The 17,366-nt window shown below is 47.1% G+C and carries 15 protein-coding genes and 2 tRNA genes; 2 read left to right on the top strand and 15 right to left on the bottom strand.

What is annotated here, in order from left to right; genetic code table 11:
• The first annotated feature begins 90 nt into the window (after window positions 1–90).
• Both cobA and U9J37_RS04605 read left to right on the top strand, forming a co-directional pair.
• Window positions 91–849 carry a uroporphyrinogen-III C-methyltransferase gene (gene cobA / locus U9J37_RS04610; protein WP_005473831.1) on the top strand — a complete coding sequence of 253 codons (759 nt, stop codon included), beginning with the start codon at window positions 91–93 and terminating at the stop codon, window positions 847–849.
• A 114-nt stretch (window positions 850–963) separates the two neighbouring features.
• The gene (locus U9J37_RS04605; RefSeq protein WP_005473750.1) at window positions 964–1,449 is read left to right on the top strand and encodes a LabA-like NYN domain-containing protein; all 486 of its coding nucleotides are present in this window, start codon (window positions 964–966) and stop codon (window positions 1,447–1,449) included.
• Here U9J37_RS04605 and U9J37_RS04600 read toward each other — a convergent pair.
• From U9J37_RS04600 to U9J37_RS04530, 15 genes are all read right to left on the bottom strand, one after another.
• Window positions 1,426–1,623: a DUF2986 domain-containing protein gene (locus U9J37_RS04600; RefSeq protein WP_039477662.1), complete on the bottom strand. Its 198-nt coding sequence runs from the start codon at window positions 1,621–1,623 to the stop codon at window positions 1,426–1,428. The two genes, U9J37_RS04605 and U9J37_RS04600, sit on opposite strands and share 24 nt — an antisense overlap.
• 70 nt (window positions 1,624–1,693) lie before the next feature.
• The gene (locus U9J37_RS04595; RefSeq protein WP_322413920.1) at window positions 1,694–3,826 is read right to left on the bottom strand and encodes a bifunctional diguanylate cyclase/phosphodiesterase; all 2,133 of its coding nucleotides are present in this window, start codon (window positions 3,824–3,826) and stop codon (window positions 1,694–1,696) included.
• 3 nt (window positions 3,827–3,829) lie between these two features.
• Entirely contained in the window at window positions 3,830–4,774 is a 945-nt protein-coding gene (locus tag U9J37_RS04590) for a phosphate/phosphite/phosphonate ABC transporter substrate-binding protein (RefSeq protein WP_083794674.1), read from the bottom strand.
• Window positions 4,775–5,006: 232 nt separating this feature from the next.
• Window positions 5,007–6,758 (bottom strand): Na/Pi cotransporter family protein, encoded by a 1,752-nt coding sequence (locus U9J37_RS04585; RefSeq protein WP_043887158.1) that lies wholly within the window; start codon window positions 6,756–6,758, stop codon window positions 5,007–5,009.
• Between the two features lie 179 nt (window positions 6,759–6,937).
• Complete coding sequence (locus U9J37_RS04580) at window positions 6,938–7,474, bottom strand: hypothetical protein (protein WP_231565977.1); 537 nt, start codon at window positions 7,472–7,474, stop codon at window positions 6,938–6,940.
• Between the two features lie 246 nt (window positions 7,475–7,720).
• Window positions 7,721–7,797 (bottom strand) — tRNA-Val (locus U9J37_RS04575).
• Between the two features lie 46 nt (window positions 7,798–7,843).
• Window positions 7,844–7,920, bottom strand: a tRNA-Val gene (locus U9J37_RS04570).
• Between the two features lie 168 nt (window positions 7,921–8,088).
• Window positions 8,089–8,727 carry a sugar transferase gene (locus tag U9J37_RS04565; protein WP_038134513.1) on the bottom strand — a complete coding sequence of 213 codons (639 nt, stop codon included), beginning with the start codon at window positions 8,725–8,727 and terminating at the stop codon, window positions 8,089–8,091.
• 10 nt (window positions 8,728–8,737) lie between these two features.
• Window positions 8,738–9,925, bottom strand: coding sequence for a glycosyltransferase family 2 protein (locus U9J37_RS04560; protein ID WP_038187002.1), 1,188 nt, complete (start codon window positions 9,923–9,925; stop codon window positions 8,738–8,740).
• On the bottom strand, window positions 9,922–11,013 hold the full coding sequence (locus U9J37_RS04555) for a glycosyltransferase (RefSeq protein ID WP_005473743.1): 1,092 nt from the start codon (window positions 11,011–11,013) through the stop codon (window positions 9,922–9,924). The genes U9J37_RS04560 and U9J37_RS04555 overlap by 4 nt, the downstream gene beginning before the upstream one ends.
• Before the next feature lie 173 nt (window positions 11,014–11,186).
• Entirely contained in the window at window positions 11,187–12,611 is a 1,425-nt protein-coding gene (locus U9J37_RS04550; RefSeq protein WP_005473761.1) for a GumC family protein, read from the bottom strand.
• Window positions 12,608–13,723, bottom strand: coding sequence for a glycosyltransferase family protein (locus tag U9J37_RS04545; RefSeq protein WP_005473767.1), 1,116 nt, complete (start codon window positions 13,721–13,723; stop codon window positions 12,608–12,610). The genes U9J37_RS04550 and U9J37_RS04545 overlap by 4 nt, the downstream gene beginning before the upstream one ends.
• Window position 13,724: 1 nt before the next feature.
• Window positions 13,725–14,447: an acyltransferase gene (locus U9J37_RS04540; RefSeq protein ID WP_005473765.1), complete on the bottom strand. Its 723-nt coding sequence runs from the start codon at window positions 14,445–14,447 to the stop codon at window positions 13,725–13,727.
• 90 nt (window positions 14,448–14,537) lie between these two features.
• The gene (locus U9J37_RS04535) at window positions 14,538–15,923 is read right to left on the bottom strand and encodes an O-antigen ligase family protein (protein WP_005473799.1); all 1,386 of its coding nucleotides are present in this window, start codon (window positions 15,921–15,923) and stop codon (window positions 14,538–14,540) included.
• A 13-nt stretch (window positions 15,924–15,936) separates the two neighbouring features.
• Window positions 15,937–17,358: a lipopolysaccharide biosynthesis protein gene (locus tag U9J37_RS04530; RefSeq protein ID WP_005473815.1), complete on the bottom strand. Its 1,422-nt coding sequence runs from the start codon at window positions 17,356–17,358 to the stop codon at window positions 15,937–15,939.
• Window positions 17,359–17,366 lie beyond the last annotated feature (8 nt).

Here is a 17,366-nt window from a genome sequence, read left to right as displayed (position 1 = left end):
GTATCACTCTATTTGAATATAAACAGTCTTTATTCCGCCGCTTCGCACGAGTATGACTCTTTATATCCAAATTTATTAATAGGCATCGACATGAGCGTGACTACAAATTCTCAAATCAACCAAGGCTTCGTATCACTTGTTGGAGCAGGGCCTGGCGATCCAGACCTACTAACAGTGAAAGGCTATCGAGTTATTCAACAGGCTGACGTTGTTGTGTATGACCGACTGGTGTCTGCGGAAATCCTCGCGCTAGCAAACTGCACTGCGGAAATGATTTATGTGGGTAAAAAGTTAGATTTTCACTGCGTCCCGCAAGATCAGATTAACCAACTGTTAGTAGAGAAAGCACAACAAGGTAAGCGAGTCGTACGTTTAAAAGGTGGAGACTCGTTTATATTTGGGCGAGGCGGGGAAGAGTTGGAAGAACTTGCACAGCATGGAATATCGTTTGAGGTGGTGCCGGGTATTACAGCTGCCGCTGGCGCTACGGCGTACGCGGGGATCCCACTCACTCACCGAGATCATGCGCAAAGCGTTCAGTTTATTACCGGCCATGTACAAAAAGACGGTCGCGAGATTGAGTGGCACTCATTAGCGCAATCGAACAATACGCTCGTGTTCTATATGGGGCTTAAGCAAAGTGGCTATATTACTGAGAAGTTACTCGAAACAGGTTTAGACGCTGAGATCTCTTGCGCCATCATTGAAAATGGCACTCGTCGAGAGCAACGTGTATTTACCGGCCCACTAAAAGATCTGCCAAATATGGCGAAAGAGGCAGTGAGCCCCGCGCTTATTGTTGTCGGCAGTGTCACCTCGCTACACGACAAGCTGAATTGGTTTAACTAACCATGAGCTTGGCGGCATATCGGGCTAAAAAATCGATGACCAAAAGGGGTAGCTTACTGAAAACATCAAGCGGTTCTGTTACAGTCTCGGCGTTGCAGTAAGGGTAATCTAATCATGGAAAAAATCGCTATTTTCGTCGATGTGCAAAACATCTACTACACCACCAGAGATAAATATCGCGCAAACTTTGACTACAACGAGTTTTGGTACCTTGCAACTGAAGGGAAAGAGGTCGTGGAGGCGAAAGCCTATGCCATTGCTTCAACGGACCCAAAGCAAAGGCAGTTTCACCACATCTTGAGAGGAATTGGTTTTGATGTGAAGTTGAAGCCTTATATCCAGCGCGCCGATGGCAGTACCAAAGGGGACTGGGATGTTGGCATCGCGTTGGATGTGTATGAGGCCGCAAACAAGGTCGACCGCGTGATTCTGTTGTCAGGAGATGGCGATTTTGAAATCTTGGTTGAGCGCATTCAGCAACGATTTGGAACCAAGGTGGATGTTTACTCTGTCCCTGGTCTTACCGCACAAGCCTTGATAGACGTGTGCGATAAACATATTCCGATTGAAGAGAACTTATTGTTCAGAAGAGTCGGCTGAGGTTGGCTCTTGCTCGCTGAGCTCGGTTGAAGTTTGTTCAGTGTTGTCTTCTGATTCAAGTTTTGCACGCTCAGCTTTGGAGATATAGCGAGGCTTATTGCTTTTATGTAGCTTCGCGTTTTTCTTCTTAAGTTTCGCCTTCAAGATACTATTGATCTTCTTTTTACGATTCATGGCTTCTGGTCTGCTGTCTAAATGTGGCGCGCATCATACCGAACTTACCACCAAACCACAAAAAATAACGTTACAGAGCGGGTTGCAAAACGTGTGGTGTGGCAAATGCTCGATTAAATTCATTTACCGGTAACGGGCGACTGATCAGATACCCTTGCCCGTATTCGCAGCCCAATTGTTCAAGTAACAAACATTGGTGTTCGGTCTCGATTCCCTCAGCGACGCTTTGCATTTTCATACTTTTCGCGATAGATAGAATCGCTTCAATCAGAGATGTATTGTTGTTCTCTGGCGATAAACAAAAGATGAAAGAGCGATCTATTTTAACGCCATCAAACTGGTACTCTTGCAAATAACTTAGCGATGAATAACCAGTACCAAAATCGTCGAGCCAAATTTTGATCCCCAAGTCGCGGATTCCCGCCAACACTTTTTTGATGCGCTCACTGTCAGAAAGCAGTAGTGTTTCGGTGACCTCGACGTGAAATGCGCAAGCAGGGAGATGAAATTCGCTGAGCACTTGCTGAAAAATTCCCACCAAATCTTGTCGATGTAACTGCCTTGGCGATAGGTTTAATGCGATGTAAAACCCCCGACCATATTGGCTTCTCCATTCTGCCGCTTGCTTAGCGGCCAGTCGAATCAGGTACTCGCCGAGCTGAAGAATAAAGTCTGTAGACTCTGCGACGGGTATGAACTTATCTGGGCCAATGTAACCTTGTGTCGGGTGATTCCATCGGACAAGCGCTTCGGCACCCACAATGCGTCTTGTCTCGGTATGAAACTTGGGCTGATACCAGAGCTCGAACTGGGATAAGTCATCCATTGCTTTGCGCAGCTCTCGTTCAATATACAAGCGCTCTTCAATCGATTTGTCCATTTCGCGCGTGTAAATGCTGTAAGCGTTCTTACCTTTTTGCTTTTGCTCAAACATGGCTAACTCAGCATGTCGACACAGTAGATCCGCGGCGTTGCCAAAGTCGGGATAGCACGCCACCCCAATGCTGGCACTGCATGCGAGCTTGTAGCGCTCATGTTCAATCGGCTCTGTGACTGTGGTTAATACGGCGTTGGCTATAGAAGTGATTCGAGTATCACGAGAGTAAGGTACCATCAGCATAAACTCGTCACCGCCGACTCGTGAGAGGATCACAGAATCGCTAAGTGTCGTTTCGGCAAGTCGATGCAAGCGAGTAGAGACATGCTGAATTACATCATCACCGATATGGTGGCCGTAATTGTCGTTAATAAATTTGAAATCGTCGAGGTCAATAAACAACACCGCGAGTAATTCGTGTCGCTCCGTTGCGATAGCTTCGTCAAGCAATTGAGTGAAACGCAGTCGATTGGGTAACCCAGTAAGTTGGTCATGAAACGCGAGGTGCTGGATATGATCTGTGTGCCGAGTGACGGAGTGCTGCATCTCGTTGAAGGCGTCGACTAGGCGATTGAGTTCTTTGTACGGGGCGGAATTCTCTATGGGTTTGAAACGACCTGACTTGGTTTGCTGGAGCTGCTTGATGATCTGAGTGATTGGGTTAGCAAATGAGCTTGCGACGCTATAGGCCATTGCGACACCGCACACAAGCCCAATGGCCGAAAACACAATTTGCCAATGACGCATTCGCTGGCTGTCTTGCTCGCCAAGCGTATCGATGTGCTCAGCGCTGTTTTTGAGTTCAGCAATCAAGCTGTGTTTATTTAGCTCCAAATAGAGAACGCCAATAGAATTCCCCGGCTCGGAAATAGGGGAAGCGACCAAAAAACGCCCCTCGTCATGTCTTGTAACGGTACTTTGAGTGGCGAGTACCTGTTTGATCATATCTGGATGAGCGTTAGGCAAACCATATCGAACAATGTCTGGCGTACCATCGTGGAAAATTAAACCTTCTTTGTCGACGATCTGGATCGTTTCCACATTGGGTTGGCTTAGGTTGGTTTGCAACAGGTGCAACGCTTCCGAAACATTGTAGTGATAAAGAGGGTTGAAGGTTTGCTGGCTAAGGGTCTGAGCCAGCGAGATCGCTTGTTGCTCAACTTTTTTCTGTAACGTCTGTTCGACGCTTTGGGTAATCTTGTCTAGGTTCTGCTGCGATTGTTGCTCATAAGCAACCGTGTAAAGGATAAAATTAAGCGCACAAACTAGAGCGACAACGCAAGCTGATGAGAACATCAGGTGTCCTTTGAATCCGATGTTCTTCATTACTTACTTTTGTTCCTCAAACTGGCTTAAAAGCTGTTCCGCTTCGTCGAGTAGTTTTTCTGCATTATTATCTATAACGGAAAACCTCTTGGTTTCTTGATAGCTATGCAGCACTTTTTTTCCCATGTCAGATTGATCTAAATTGAGTAAAACGGATCTGAGCTTTTCCGCTACCGCTGGGTCCAGTTTCGAAGAGACACTGATGATAGAGCGAGGGTAATGACCTGTTTGAGCGAACATGTGTAAGCGCTGTTTGAGTGCTGCCGGGGTGTCTTTGGGGTTTGTCCAGTTTGATGAGCTGTAAGCAATGGCATCGACTTTACCCTTAGCCGCCCACATACTCATGTTGACCTCATTGGTTTCCCTAAGCCGGTCATCAAAAAAGAAATAGCCGATTTTATCACTGTCAGGTTGTTGTTGCGCTGAGGTTATGTGCTGTACTTCAAGCCCTTGATTGAGCAAGGTCACCATAGGAAGAAAATACCCGCTGGTGGAATTGCGGTCTTCAAAACCAATGACTTTGCCTTGAAGTTCGGATAAGTCGTTATAACGCTGACGGTTGTTGGCGACAAAAACAGAGCTATAGCTCGCTTCGCCTTTCTTCCATCTCACCAAAAAGGGCTGAGCTTGCGCTTTATTCTTCAGCAACAGCGCGGGATAAATGGTTGAACTAATCAGATCGATGCGACCAGATTGTAAGTCTGAGGCAAGTTCATCGATAGAAGAGTAGACGTGAACTTGTGCGCCCTCAAATCCAGAATCAGCCAACTGTTTTGCAACATACGAGAATAGCGGGTAGCTGTCTTTGATGCGCTTGTTTGGCTTCGAGGAGATGACACCATAATTGAGAGTGCGTACCGATGTGTTTTGTTCCGCATGTATTGGATGGGAGAATCCCACGCAAGTGCATACTAGTATCAGAGCGACTGCTTTTGAACTGATGGCCATCTACGTTTTACCTCTTTCATGGTACGCTATACTTTTTATCATGACGCGAGGTCAATTGGAAGTTTATAGGTCAGCTATTAACAAAGACAAAAACTATAATTTGCTAATTATGCGGCAAGCAACACGATTATCTGGCAATAAGTTTGATAATAATCAACTCGTTTCTCAATAACGGGACGTAAGTTTCACTCAATACACAAGTGTTTAAAATGGCGTTAAATGAATAATGGGTCTATTTTCGTAGCTGCAGTTTTGCAACACGTTTACTCAATGTGTAGATGCGTTTGAGTGCTTCAACCCATTCCATTTGAATACGGAAAATATCCAAACGTTGCTCAGTCGCTTGTGAGAGTCGCTCAGCTTGAAGCTCCAATATTGACTCCAATAATACGTTGATCTCCCGTTTTGCGCTCAGCACACTCTCGGCTAATTGACGATCACCACGTCGGGTGGCATTCACACTATCCAATAACGCTTGGTTCACTCTAGCATGAGTTCGATCCAGCGTTTTTCTCATTTCAGGGCTTGCCGTGAGATTAGCGTCGAGGGTCTTATAGCTTAACGGGAGCATGGAGTTAACGACTAAGTCTGCCACGCTCTCTAGTTGGTCGGTAATACTCACCAGTTTGATTTGCAAGCGACTTTCCTCTTTGGTCAGAGGGGACTGGCGCAACTTTCCTAAGTACGCGAGGATTTTGGCGTGGAGTATATCGACTTCATCTTCAACTTTTTCGATCTCTCTTAAAGCTTGTCGAATGGATTCTTTGTTTTGTTCATTATGGACAGGGGTGGCTAATGGGGGGAGTTGATTCACCATGTTAGCAACACGTCGCCCTAATCGGCCAATTTCAAGGTGAGTTTGTTCAAGAGCGATATCGGGGGTCGCCAAATATTCAGGTTTGATGTATTTGAGTTCGACTTTCTGCTGCTCTTTGTTAGTCGCAGTATGCGGCACGAGCTTTTTAACGGCGGTGACAAAGAAAGCGCTTAACGGCAGCATGATTAAGGTGTTAGCCACATTAAATAAGGTATTGGCGTTGGCGATTTGGCGCGGCGTTTCTGCTGCCAAGCGCTCCATACCGGTTAAGTCGACGTAACTTGGCGAGATAGAAGTGGACGCAAAGGCGATAATGCTGATTGCGGGTAGCCATATCAATACCCCCGCGAGATTAAAGATAAGGTGAATTGCAGAGGTCTGTTTTGCTTCGGTACTTTTGCCAATTGCGGCCAATAATGCGGTCACACAAGTACCAATGTTCGCTCCCATGGCCATAGCAATACCGGACTCTAGCGAGATAAATCCTTGGCTTGCAAGTACGATGACAATCCCTGTTGTGGCAGAGGAAGATTGAACCAGAGCAGTAAAGGAAGCGGCGAGAAGAATGGCAAAGATGGGGTTATCCATTTTTGCCATAAAATCAATAAAGGGCTGAAACACGCGAAGTGGTGACATCGCTTCGCTCATCAGGTTCATGCCTAAAAACAGTAGGCCAAGACCAAACAGGATGTTGCCATAGTTTTTGTTTTGTTGCTGTTTAGACGCCATCTCAATAGCAAAACCGATCGCTATCATCGCCATGGCTGCTTTTGTCACTTTGAACGCGATGATCTGAGCCGTGACAGTGGTACCGATGTTAGCGCCCATAATGACGCCAACCGCTTGATTCAATGACATGAGACCGGCACTTACAAATCCCACAACCAGTACCGTTGTAACGGATGAGGATTGGATTACCGCAGTCAAACCGGCTCCGGTGGCGACAGAGCTGAGCCGCGTTTTGGTTAACGTCCCAAGTACTTGCTTCATCTTGCTGCCAGCGGTGCGTTTTAAAGCATCTGACATCTTCTCCATCCCATAGAGAAACATAGCCAAACCGCCAAATAGGCCCATTGACATGGAAAAGTAGTCGAGTTGGCTCTCTGAAGTCTCCGCCAGTGCGCATGGTGAAGCGAGTAAGATCAAGAATAGAAGGGTAGTCTGCATAGCGATACTTATTATTGTTTTTTATAAGTATAGGAGAAATTTACTAAAACAGAGGAGAGGTTAACTGCTTGAAATAAAGAGGGAAGATGTCGGAATGCAAAAAAGCCACACCTTGGTATGGCTTAAGACAATAACAAAAAGTTAGTGACTGCTTAAAGTCGTGGACTTGAGAAGGTTTATCACAGTGTAAACTGTAATCCAACCGTCACTGCTGTCTCTGGCTTTAGGCGTTTTGCGTATTCCATGCCGATCGTGAATCCAAAAACTGAGCCAAATTGAAAGACGTTGTTGATTCGATAGGTATCCTTCGCGATGTCAAAGAAGTCGTGCTGGTATGTGGCGTCAACCAGCCAATGTTGTGCGACTTGGGCTCTTAGACCGCCCTTGCAGTAGGCTGCTTGCTCAGAATGTGATGACGTTTTATCTGTATCGGCATAGTAGTTAATAACACCGCAAGATAAAGGCATTCTAGCAACAGGCGAGATCGGGGTGTTAAATCCAGCACCAACTTTCCAAGAATCGATAGAAGAACTGAAGCGGGTAATGAAGTCTGCGTTACCTTCCAAGAAAACCGTGTCGGTGACACTCAATCCAAGGTCAAGGTATAAGCCACCATAAGTTTTGCTCTCGTCATTGACGTATTTATTATCTGAGTAGGGTTCAAAGGCCCCTTTTCTAAGGTGGGCATGTTTATAGCCAAATCCAATGTGGGACATTTGAGCAACTATGTTGCTATCAGCGATTGTTGCAAATGAAGTCAGCGAAAGAAGGGGCAGTAAAAAGAGTGATTTTTTGAGCATAATAAACGTTTTATGTCGATTCGGAACCGCCCAACTTTATGCTCATATCTATGTAAGATCGATGAAAGTTTCGTAAGCCTGTGTAAGTGATACACAACTTACAAATACAACAAAGCCCGCTAAAAAAGCGGGCTTTGCGTTTCGTTCACTGGGAACTAAATTTGGTGGGTCCGGGCGAACTCGAATCGCCGACCCCTACCATGTCAAGGTAGTACTCTAACCAACTGAGCTACGGACCCAAATTTAATGTTCGGCATACTTTGGTTTTAGTATGGCTTTAAGGAGTGGTGGGTCCGGGCGAACTCGAATCGCCGACCCCTACCATGTCAAGGTAGTACTCTAACCAACTGAGCTACGGACCCATTCCTTAAGAACGAGATGGATATTACCGAGAGTTATTCTCGCGTGCAAGAGCAAATTATTGGTTTTTCTACCGTTTGCTTTACATCTAATCAAAAAGCCTGTTTTTTATACGCCATGGCCGAATAAATGTGCACTAAATCATGTTTTAATTTTCGTTTGAGGTGCGCTTATCTACCTCGTCCATCAAACATAACGATAATCGTGCGAGTAATAATATCAATATCCATCGCCAACCATGAGCGCAGCGAGCGAAGCGAAAGGGCGTAGCTGTGGTCAAAGCCTACTTTTCTGCGCACATCGTCAATACAGGTATCATAGCCTTGGTTTACTTGAGCAAGTCCAGTAATGCCTGGCATTACGCCATAGGTTCGATCAGCAAAGAAGGGGATCGCGTTTTCCAATTTGCTGTAGAAACTTGGGCGCTCTGGTCTTGGTCCAATCAACGACATCTCCCCACGAATCACGTTGAACAATTGTGGAATCTCATCAAGTCGTGTCTTTCTTAAGAAACGACCCACAGGCGTAATACGGGGATCGTTTTCTGTCGCCCAAACCGCACCGGTGCGCTGTTCCGCATCTTGGTACATAGTGCGAAACTTAATGATTTCGAAGAACACCATTTTTTCTGGCGTCGATTTACCAACGCGCAGCTGTTTATAAAACACAGGCCCGGGTGACGAGAGCTTAATCGCGATAGCAATAAACGGCAAGATTGGTAAAAGCAAGATCAAAGCCACAACCGAGCCAGTAAGATCAAACAGACGCTTTGCAAAGTAGATGCTCATTGGGGTAGTTAAAATACTCATCATAAACTCCTTAGTGGTTCACTTTTGACCACTTGCCGGTTTCAATACCAAGTAAGTAACGGACGCCACCGACGAAGTTGGCAAGGTGCCCGGCAACAACATATAGAACTAATTTGCACACTTTGTGCTTGAAGATAAACGGGAACTGATAGCTAAGATATGCAAGGCAGTAAACAGCGAGTTGGCCTGCACACAAAACTGCAAATAGCGGTGAATGTAAAAGCAAGGCAGAGCTTAGCAAGCATGCAATCATCAGGTATGGGGTAACCAGTCTTAATCCTTTACCAGACAGAAAAGCAAACGCGACTCCGCCGTGTCTTGGGAGGAACATTTCAGCAAGCAGGATGGCTTGCTGCATGTTGCCAGCGGAAATACGCAAGCGGCGCTTGAAATCCATGCTCTCTGATGAGGCTTCCAGTTCAAGGGCTGTCATGTTTGCGTCGTATTCGGCAAGGTAACCTTTTTTAACGATGTTCATCGGCAAGATGAAATCATCATTGATGGTGTTGGCTTGCAATTGGTCAAACAAACGCGTTCTGAATAGATAAAAGGCTCCGTGCGCACCAAGTGTTGAGCCGAACGTGGCTTCATTCATTTTGACTTGGCACTGGTATTGCCAGTACTTTTGCTCACCTTTGTTTTGCGTATCAAACAAGGTGTAAGCGCCATTGACTACGCCCACTTCTGGGTTGCTAAAATGCTTATTGGCTCTCCAGAGTGCATCGAGAGAGATGATGGCAGAAACATCGCTCAGTGCAGTAATATCACTGGTGATGTGCTTCATTTCATCATTGACTACCGCCACCTTGCCGCGGTTGGTCTCGTGGGCGTGAATTTCAAAATGGGTATCGCAACAGATAGCTTCTTGAATTGTCTCTTCGGCCACCAATACAGTGTTATCGGTGCAACCATCACAGGCAATGATCACTTTGAACTTTTTCTTTGGATAATCTAAAGATGCGAGATTACGGATCTTGTCGGCGATCCACTGTTCTTCGTTGTACGCGGGAATCAAAATGGTCACGGTTGCGCATTCTTGATCCGCATTCTGCGTTTTGAAACCACGTGCTTGATGGCGTAGTGCCTTCAGTGGGTGACTTTTCGAATACCAAGCAAGAATCACGGGGTAGCCCACGTGGTGGTAGACGATCAACAACGCACCAACAGAAAAAATAAGCATTAAAATTGTATCGCTCATGCGCGTTTCTCCTCAGTTAATGCGTTGTAGGCGTGAACCATTTGGCGGATATCATTGTTTGAATGCACAAATGCTCTAGGGCGGGCGATTATGGAGGTTTTTAGTGCCGATTCGATAGCATTCGCGAGAGCGCGCGGGTCTTCGCTATCCACCAAAATGCCCGATTCAGGGTCTAGGGTTTCGTCTGTCGCACCCACATCGGTGGCCACTGTGATAATGCCGCAAGACTGTGCTTCTAGTGTTGAGAGTGGAAAGCCTTCAGAGCGCGAGGGTAAGCAAAACACATCTAGAGCTTGATAAAAGCGGGGCATATCATCGACTAAGCCGAGGAAGGTGACTCGATTTGCCACTCCTAGCGCGCGAGCTTGTTCCTCTAGCGTTTCCCGCTGGCTGCCGTGCCCAGCGATAACTAAATGGGCAGAACTTGGCATGTGAGAAAACGCCTCAATCAGTACGTCATGACCTTTGACTGGTTCTAGTCTTCCTGCAGAGCCAATGATGTTGGTATATTCTGGTAATCCTAGCGATTGGCGAGCGAGCAGCTTCGCACCCGGTTTGAAGCGTTCGCAGTCAACGCCGTTTTTGATGACCGAGAGGTCGTTGTAAGCGAAATATTGCTGAATTTGATCGCGCACGCGTTTCGCGTCTGCCACTACTCTAGGCTTGGCAACTTTCAACGCTAGACTTTGCAGGAAACGGTGTTTGAACGCCTGCAAGTGCCACGCGTCGTGCTCGGTATGAATTCGAGTATGAACACCAGCCAGTCTTGCTGCTACCGCTCCATAAAGTAATGGACCAATATGGTGGGTATGAACGCAGTGTGGTTTGAGCAAGCGAAACAAGGTATGGAGCTGATTAAAAACCTGCCCACTGCGGCCTGCGGGCTTGTCTAGAAACATGAGCTGGTTTTGGTAGCGTGCCAATTTTGGCCAGTGGGCGATGGCGTCTGCTTTGTTTCCTTCTAGGCTCACAATCATAACGCGCTGACTAGGGTTCGAAAATGCCAGCATATTTAGCGCAAGCGCTTCTAAGCCCCCTGGGGCGAGGTGTTGCACGACATGGATAATGAGTTTTTGTTGGATTGCCATTGTGTGACCTCTCTTAAAGCGGGTAGTCAATACCCTAATTTCACTTATGTCTTTCTATATGGGTAGTTTGCATAGGTCGTGCCAAATAAAAACTCTCATATAAACAATGGTTTGTGATTGTTTTTCATCTTTCTTTTTCAATTTGGTCAAAATGAAATGCGAAATGATTGGGACTATTTCATTTTGGGTAGATAGGTGAGTACCGGTGCCTTGGTGATGGTTTCGATCTCTTCGATTCGTCGAATGGAGGAGTTGAAAAGCTCAATAAAGGTCGCAACACCGCCCCCTAAACCAATCCCTGCGACTAAACCAGCAAGGATGAAGACAATCACAGGTAAATTAGACGGGTGGCTAGGTGTGTAAGGTAAGTCGATGATCTTAACTCGCTTACTTTGCTCGAATACGCCGAGTGAGCCAGTAAGCTGCGCCATTTCATAGCGTTGAACCAGTTCATCATACAGCTGTCTCTTGAGGTTAACTTCTCGCTCAAGTTGATAAAGCGTTCTTGCGCGGTCACCAAATTGATTGGCTGACGTTTCTAGCTCTTCAATCATGGATCTTAGGCTTTTGGTTTCTTCAGTAAGCGATTCATAGCGGCTACGTACGAGTTGTAAATTGTGCAACTGTGTCACCAGTAAGGGTTGGACTTCGCCAAGTTCGGATAAACGTCCGCTACTTGCGATATCCCACAATTGGTTGCTGTCAACGCTGGGTTGCTCGAGATTAATCAGTTGGCTTCTCTCGCTTTCGAGGCGGCGAAGTTCGCGCTCTTTACCTTGAACCGCACTGTGGCTATTGGTGTACTTTGCTTTCAGCAAGGTGAGTGCGCTGCGCGTTTCGATGATCTGCTCCTCGATTTTACCGACGACGGGGTTTGTGCGGGAAAGCTGTTGATCCAAGGAGCCCAAACTGCGTTTCACCCCCGCGAGCTCAGCCTCTTTCTCTGCCAAGCTCTGTTTCAATGAGGCAAGGCGAGAAAGGCTCTGACTTTGCATTTCAGGCGTGACGGAGGAAAACTCATTTTTGAAATTTGCCAGTTTGACTTCAGCGTTTTCCAACGCGGTTTTACGTTCTTCAATGTGGATGGCAAGAAATTCAGCCGAGTCTTTAATCGATGAACGTTCCGGAGCCAGAAGCTGCTCTATAAAGTGATCGCTGATTGACTCCAACAATCCTTTCATACCGTCCGGTCGTGGCGCGGTTAGCGTGATTTTCAAAAAGTCTTTGCCTGGCTGAGTCACGTTCAGACTTTCGGCAAGGCGGTTGATCACGCGATCTTTTTCAAGCGGCGACATGCCGTCATTGATGAGTTGGTGCTCAATGGCCACCGCGGTTAACACATGGCGACTTTTCAGCAGGGTACTCAAGGCGTTGAGTCTCTCTTTAAGCATGGTTGAGACGGCAATATCTTCCAGAAACGGGTTCATTTTTGCGGTTTCTTGAATCAACATACTGGTGTGTGAGACATAATTGGCGGGTGCCATTTTGCCAATAAAGTAGCCCGCAAACGGAAAGATCAAGATGGGCAACACAATGATGTATCGCTGTCTCCACGCCGCATTCAGTAACACGATCAGTCGTAATTTAAGCTCGGTCATATGGCCTCCAACAAGCGAGATAACTCGATACTTCGGCTGTCCCAACTTTCGTCAATGAAATGCATGTGGGTTTGCTTACTGGGTTGTTGCTGGACACGGTCGAGTGCAGCGCTGAACTCGTTGACGGTTTGAGCAAACTGCAACTGGTTTTGGTACGGATATGCAGCTGGAAAAGGCGATGAAATGACCGCCGAGCCTGCTGCGAGATACTCTTTGAGTTTTAACGGGCTGCAAGCGCGAATTTGATCGTTAAGTAGAAATGGCAGCAAACCGACTGTCCAATGCTGGCTATATTGTGGAAGCTCGTGATGCGCTTTCGCGCCAAGATAATGCACATTGGGTAATCTTGGTAGTGGGTTATGCGATAGCTCTAATGGGCCGATAAAAACAAACTCCCAATCAGTGCGTTGCTTACATAGTTGATCGAGCATCTTGTAGTCGAGCCAGTTCGATAAGCTGCCATAAAACCCCGCGATAGGTTTTCCGTTGCTGGGCAGATCTAGGGCGCGAGGGTGCGGCTGGGTAAACAAAGAGACATCAACGCCATGGGGCAGAAAGTGGGTTTTGGCACGTGGAAACTTGAGGCATAGCTTGTCACTTGCCGCGAGTACCAGATTGGCGTGAGAAACTAAGTCCAGTTCATGTACGCGAACGACATCATGATCAACACCCGCTAAAGAAGTAAAATCATCGCCGCAGTAGTAGACCACCGCTGACTCGTTGAGGTGGCCACACACATCGGCGGCTGTCGGTAGTGAGGTCCAAAGGATCGGCTCTCTAAGCTGCAGCATTTTGATGATGGGTTTAAGCTGGCTGACCATCAGCTGTTTCGCTATGGCTCTCGCAAAGGCCGATGAAGGCGCTGGTATGGTTTTAATATTGGCAACATGGATGTTGGGATGCTGCTGCGAGGAGGTTTGGTAGCCTTGCTTCGCTTTACCGAGCAATTTATTCCAAGCTCGCCCGATGTCATTTTTGCTCAATCGTGGCTGACGCAAACCAATCGAGTTGACCCAGAGTACGCGGCGGTCATCGGCCAAACGTGTGATGAGGTGTTGGGTGCTAGAAGGCAGTCCGCCAAAGTCTTCACCAAAAACAATAAGATCACGCATCTTAAACCTCCGACTTATCCAGTGAACGAACGACTTTTGCAGGGTTGCCAACTGCAACCACATAGGGCGGTATATCCTTTGTCACAACGCTTCCCGTGCCGATGATGGAACCTTGACCAATGGTGACGTCGGGGCAGATGGTGACGTTGGTGCCGATCCACACGTCTTTCTCCAGTACGATGTCGCCAATGTCTTGTTCCAAATCGCCATCGCCTTTCGCTCGCAATGCAGCATCCATTGAGTGACCGGAATAGCCAAAGAAAAAAGCGCGACCCGCAATGCGAACGTTGTCTTGAATTTCAATTTTCCGGCCAACGGCGAACGTGCTTTGCCAGCCGATATCCACATTGCTGCCAACGATCAATTGAGGACGGTGAGTTTGTGGGCGACCGCTGAAGGTGGTTTGTCCGGAAATGCGGCAATCATCACCGATCGAAATTTCGAGAGGACCAGACACAAATGGAACGCCCCCAAATAGATACAAACCTCGACCATACTGACTTAGGCGCCCTTTAAATGCTGGCGTATGGATCAATACTCGCAAGACGCTGGCTATGACGCTGTTAAACAGGTTATACAGCGCAGCTATCAGAGTGTTGAACCACTTTGGGGTGGGTAGATCGCACGCTCTGACCGCTTTCAAAATGAGAAACACTTTGCGAGAGGTTGGGTTGTCACTCTCTTTAAGCCAAATTTTTAATCCGTTGAGTTGTTGCGTTAGCATAAGCCCATCCTCAATTTACGAGTTATGAGTTAGCTATTACACAGAGCGTGCCAGAAAATAACCTGAACAATTACAAATAGTTAAACTGTCTTAACTGTCGCTTTGAGCGGTTTTCTCATTTTGAGTTGAATTTTGAGTGATGCGAGAGATAGCAATGCACAGCGCGGCCAAGATATAAATCGGCCAAGTGAAGCCTTGGGTGAGGAAAGTGCCAGAGACAATGGTTCCGACAATGCCAGCATAAACCGCCATAGAAGTCGCAACGAAAAGTGGTGAGAAAAGTGCAGGGTTTGCGTCCAGACTTTTCATGGTTTGCCGGCTGGTTTTGAGTAAGCCAATGATTAACCAGATGAACACGAGCAGTCCCAAAAAACCTGTTTCCGCTAAGACACCAAACCAAGTGCTGTGTACAGCGTGATTCAACCCGTCCCAATGTGGGCTGTAGAAGAAGTAGTTGACGTAAAAGTTATCTAGGCCAACGCCAGTCAGCGGATTGCTGACCGCCATTTTGAAAGCTGCTTCCCACGCGTATAAACGCCCCATCGCTGACGCATCAATCCCTTCTTCGGCAGCGCCGCCTGATTGTCTGTCAGAAATACCTGCCGCCAAGAATAGCGCTGATGCCGCGACAACCCCTAGTGTTATGAGCAACGTTTTCGACTTTATCAATCGGAGCCCGAACATGCCAAAGACCGCCAATGAACCGAGCAACCCGCCACGACTTTGAGTAGCCAGTACTGCCCAAATGGCGAGAAGCACCCCAACAATCCCTAATAGCCTAGCCATGCCGATGTTCTTGGTGGTAGCAAACGAAATGGCAAACGCTAGCGGGAACATCAGCACCAATGAGAGATCATTTGGATCGCCGAGCATCGAGCCTAAATGGCGGCCTATCGTGACACGCGTTCCTTCGACCAATCCAATCCCGTTAAGGGAGTTAAAAATCGCGACCCCAGAGATGAGAATGCCCGAAATGATGATGAGTGTAGCGATTTTTTTCACCGCGTCTTCCGTGTCAACCAACCAAGCGATCGCCAGAGTCATCACGATGATCTTCCAGTAGATATTTTTAAAAAATGCAATCGAAATACCCGGGTTGGACGCAAAAACAATTCCAATAATGACAAGCAAGCAAAAAGCAGCAAGTTGGGTTAAGTTTGGATGCCAGTAGGTTTTTACCTGACGACTGATAATGGTATGCCACATGAGCGCAGACAACGCCCCGAGTGAGAGTAGCAACGGGATTTTCAAAGAGTACAGCGCGGGGAAGGCTTCGTGAATTCTGAAAAAAGAGAACAGAACAAACAGGCTGACCAACCAAAAAGTTTGGTTGAGCACGAACAAGATTCCAAAGGGCACTAAGCATAGAACGGCAATGAGAGCAGGGTGAGGTGCTAAACTCCAAATGCCAATAAGGAGAAAGCACAGCACTGTCATGCCAATGATTGCGGTTCTTTGCTTATGTGCAGTCACCATCGCAATGTTCCCCCTACTTTTCACCCGCCGCAGCGGTGGTCGAGAACTGTTTACGGACCTGCTTGATGTCAATCAAGTTGACGCGCTGCGCGTAGGCGATCAGTGCTAACGGTTGAAGGACGAACATCAAAAGGGTCACTGATTGCGGCTGTTCGAAACTGCCACTGATGACCAATAGCGAGCTCAAAGCGATCAGCCCTAGCGTGGCACCAGTATGATAAGGAAGTGGCAACAACCGCTGACTCATGATGAGCGCAAACAGGAATCGGCTGACTTGGCCGCACAATAGCGCAACCAAAATGGCGTAGACCCCATGTTCAATGGTAAGCGCGCCGATGATAAACGCGATGACGATAGCAACGAGATTAATCGACAATAATTTGGTGGTCTGCTTGGCATGGAGAATACCAATATTGATCATTTCAGTGAGCTCTTTGAACACCATAATCAAAATAGTAATCGCGACCAATTGCGCTGCTTGATGATAGTTTGCTGGCAGCGCTAGCGTGATAAACAACTGGCTTGCCCAAGATAAAGCCACAGCAATCACACAAAGCAACAACGCGCCCTGTTGAATGGTTTTTGCGACCGCCAAGTTGCCTTGTGTTTGTTGTACCTGAAATCGTCTTGGCATCCACCACATGTGAAAGGGTTGAATCATGATGCCCACACCTAGGGCAAACTTTGCTGCGATGGCGTAAATGCCAAGTGTTTCTAGATCTGTATAGCCGGCAATAAACCAACGTTCTGCGCCGCTTAGTGCAAACGCGACCATTGCAGACAGCATTAAAGGAGAGGAATAGCGCAGATAGCTTTGTAATTGTTCTCGGCTTGGTAGGCGAATGCTAAATGGCAAGTAGACATGCAAAAACAAAAACTGCCCCAGTGTGCAAATGACGTTTGCAGCGAAAATCAGTGTCACGTCTGGGCGATAAAACAAAATCATAACCAGTAACGCCACTTGCACAATAACGGTGGTGACGCACAGTTTGAAAAACAGCATGGCTTGATTGTGAAGGCGCAACCAAGCAAGCCCAATCGCGAGCGGCGCTTCATAGCAAAGCACAATACCGATTAAAAATGACTGGCTTTCACTGATGCTCTCAATAGGCGCACCGATAAGGTTGTAAAGGGTGAAACACGCTATCCCTAGGCCAGATGAGATCAGCAGCGTTGCGGTATAGAGCTCACTCGCTTTGCGCTTTTGTGCGTCATGGCAATCAATGGTTCCAATGAAACGGTAGAGATTCTCGTGCATGGCTAAGCCAATGACCATCGAAAAAAAGACCGCTGTGATGCCGATAAACTCAAGCTGACCGAGTTGAACAGGAGAGAGGTAATGCGCCATCAATGGAAGGGTAAACAGCGAGATACCTTTCATCAAAAAGAGGCTAACCGCATATAGGCTCATGTTTTTAAGAGGATTACTCGCCATGTCCGCCT

It is taken from the genome of Vibrio sp. 16, assembly GCF_963681195.1.
Lineage (GTDB): Bacteria > Pseudomonadota > Gammaproteobacteria > Enterobacterales > Vibrionaceae > Vibrio > Vibrio sinaloensis_D.
Note: the sequence above shows the minus strand (reverse complement) of the source record. Positions and strands in the feature narration are given on the sequence as shown.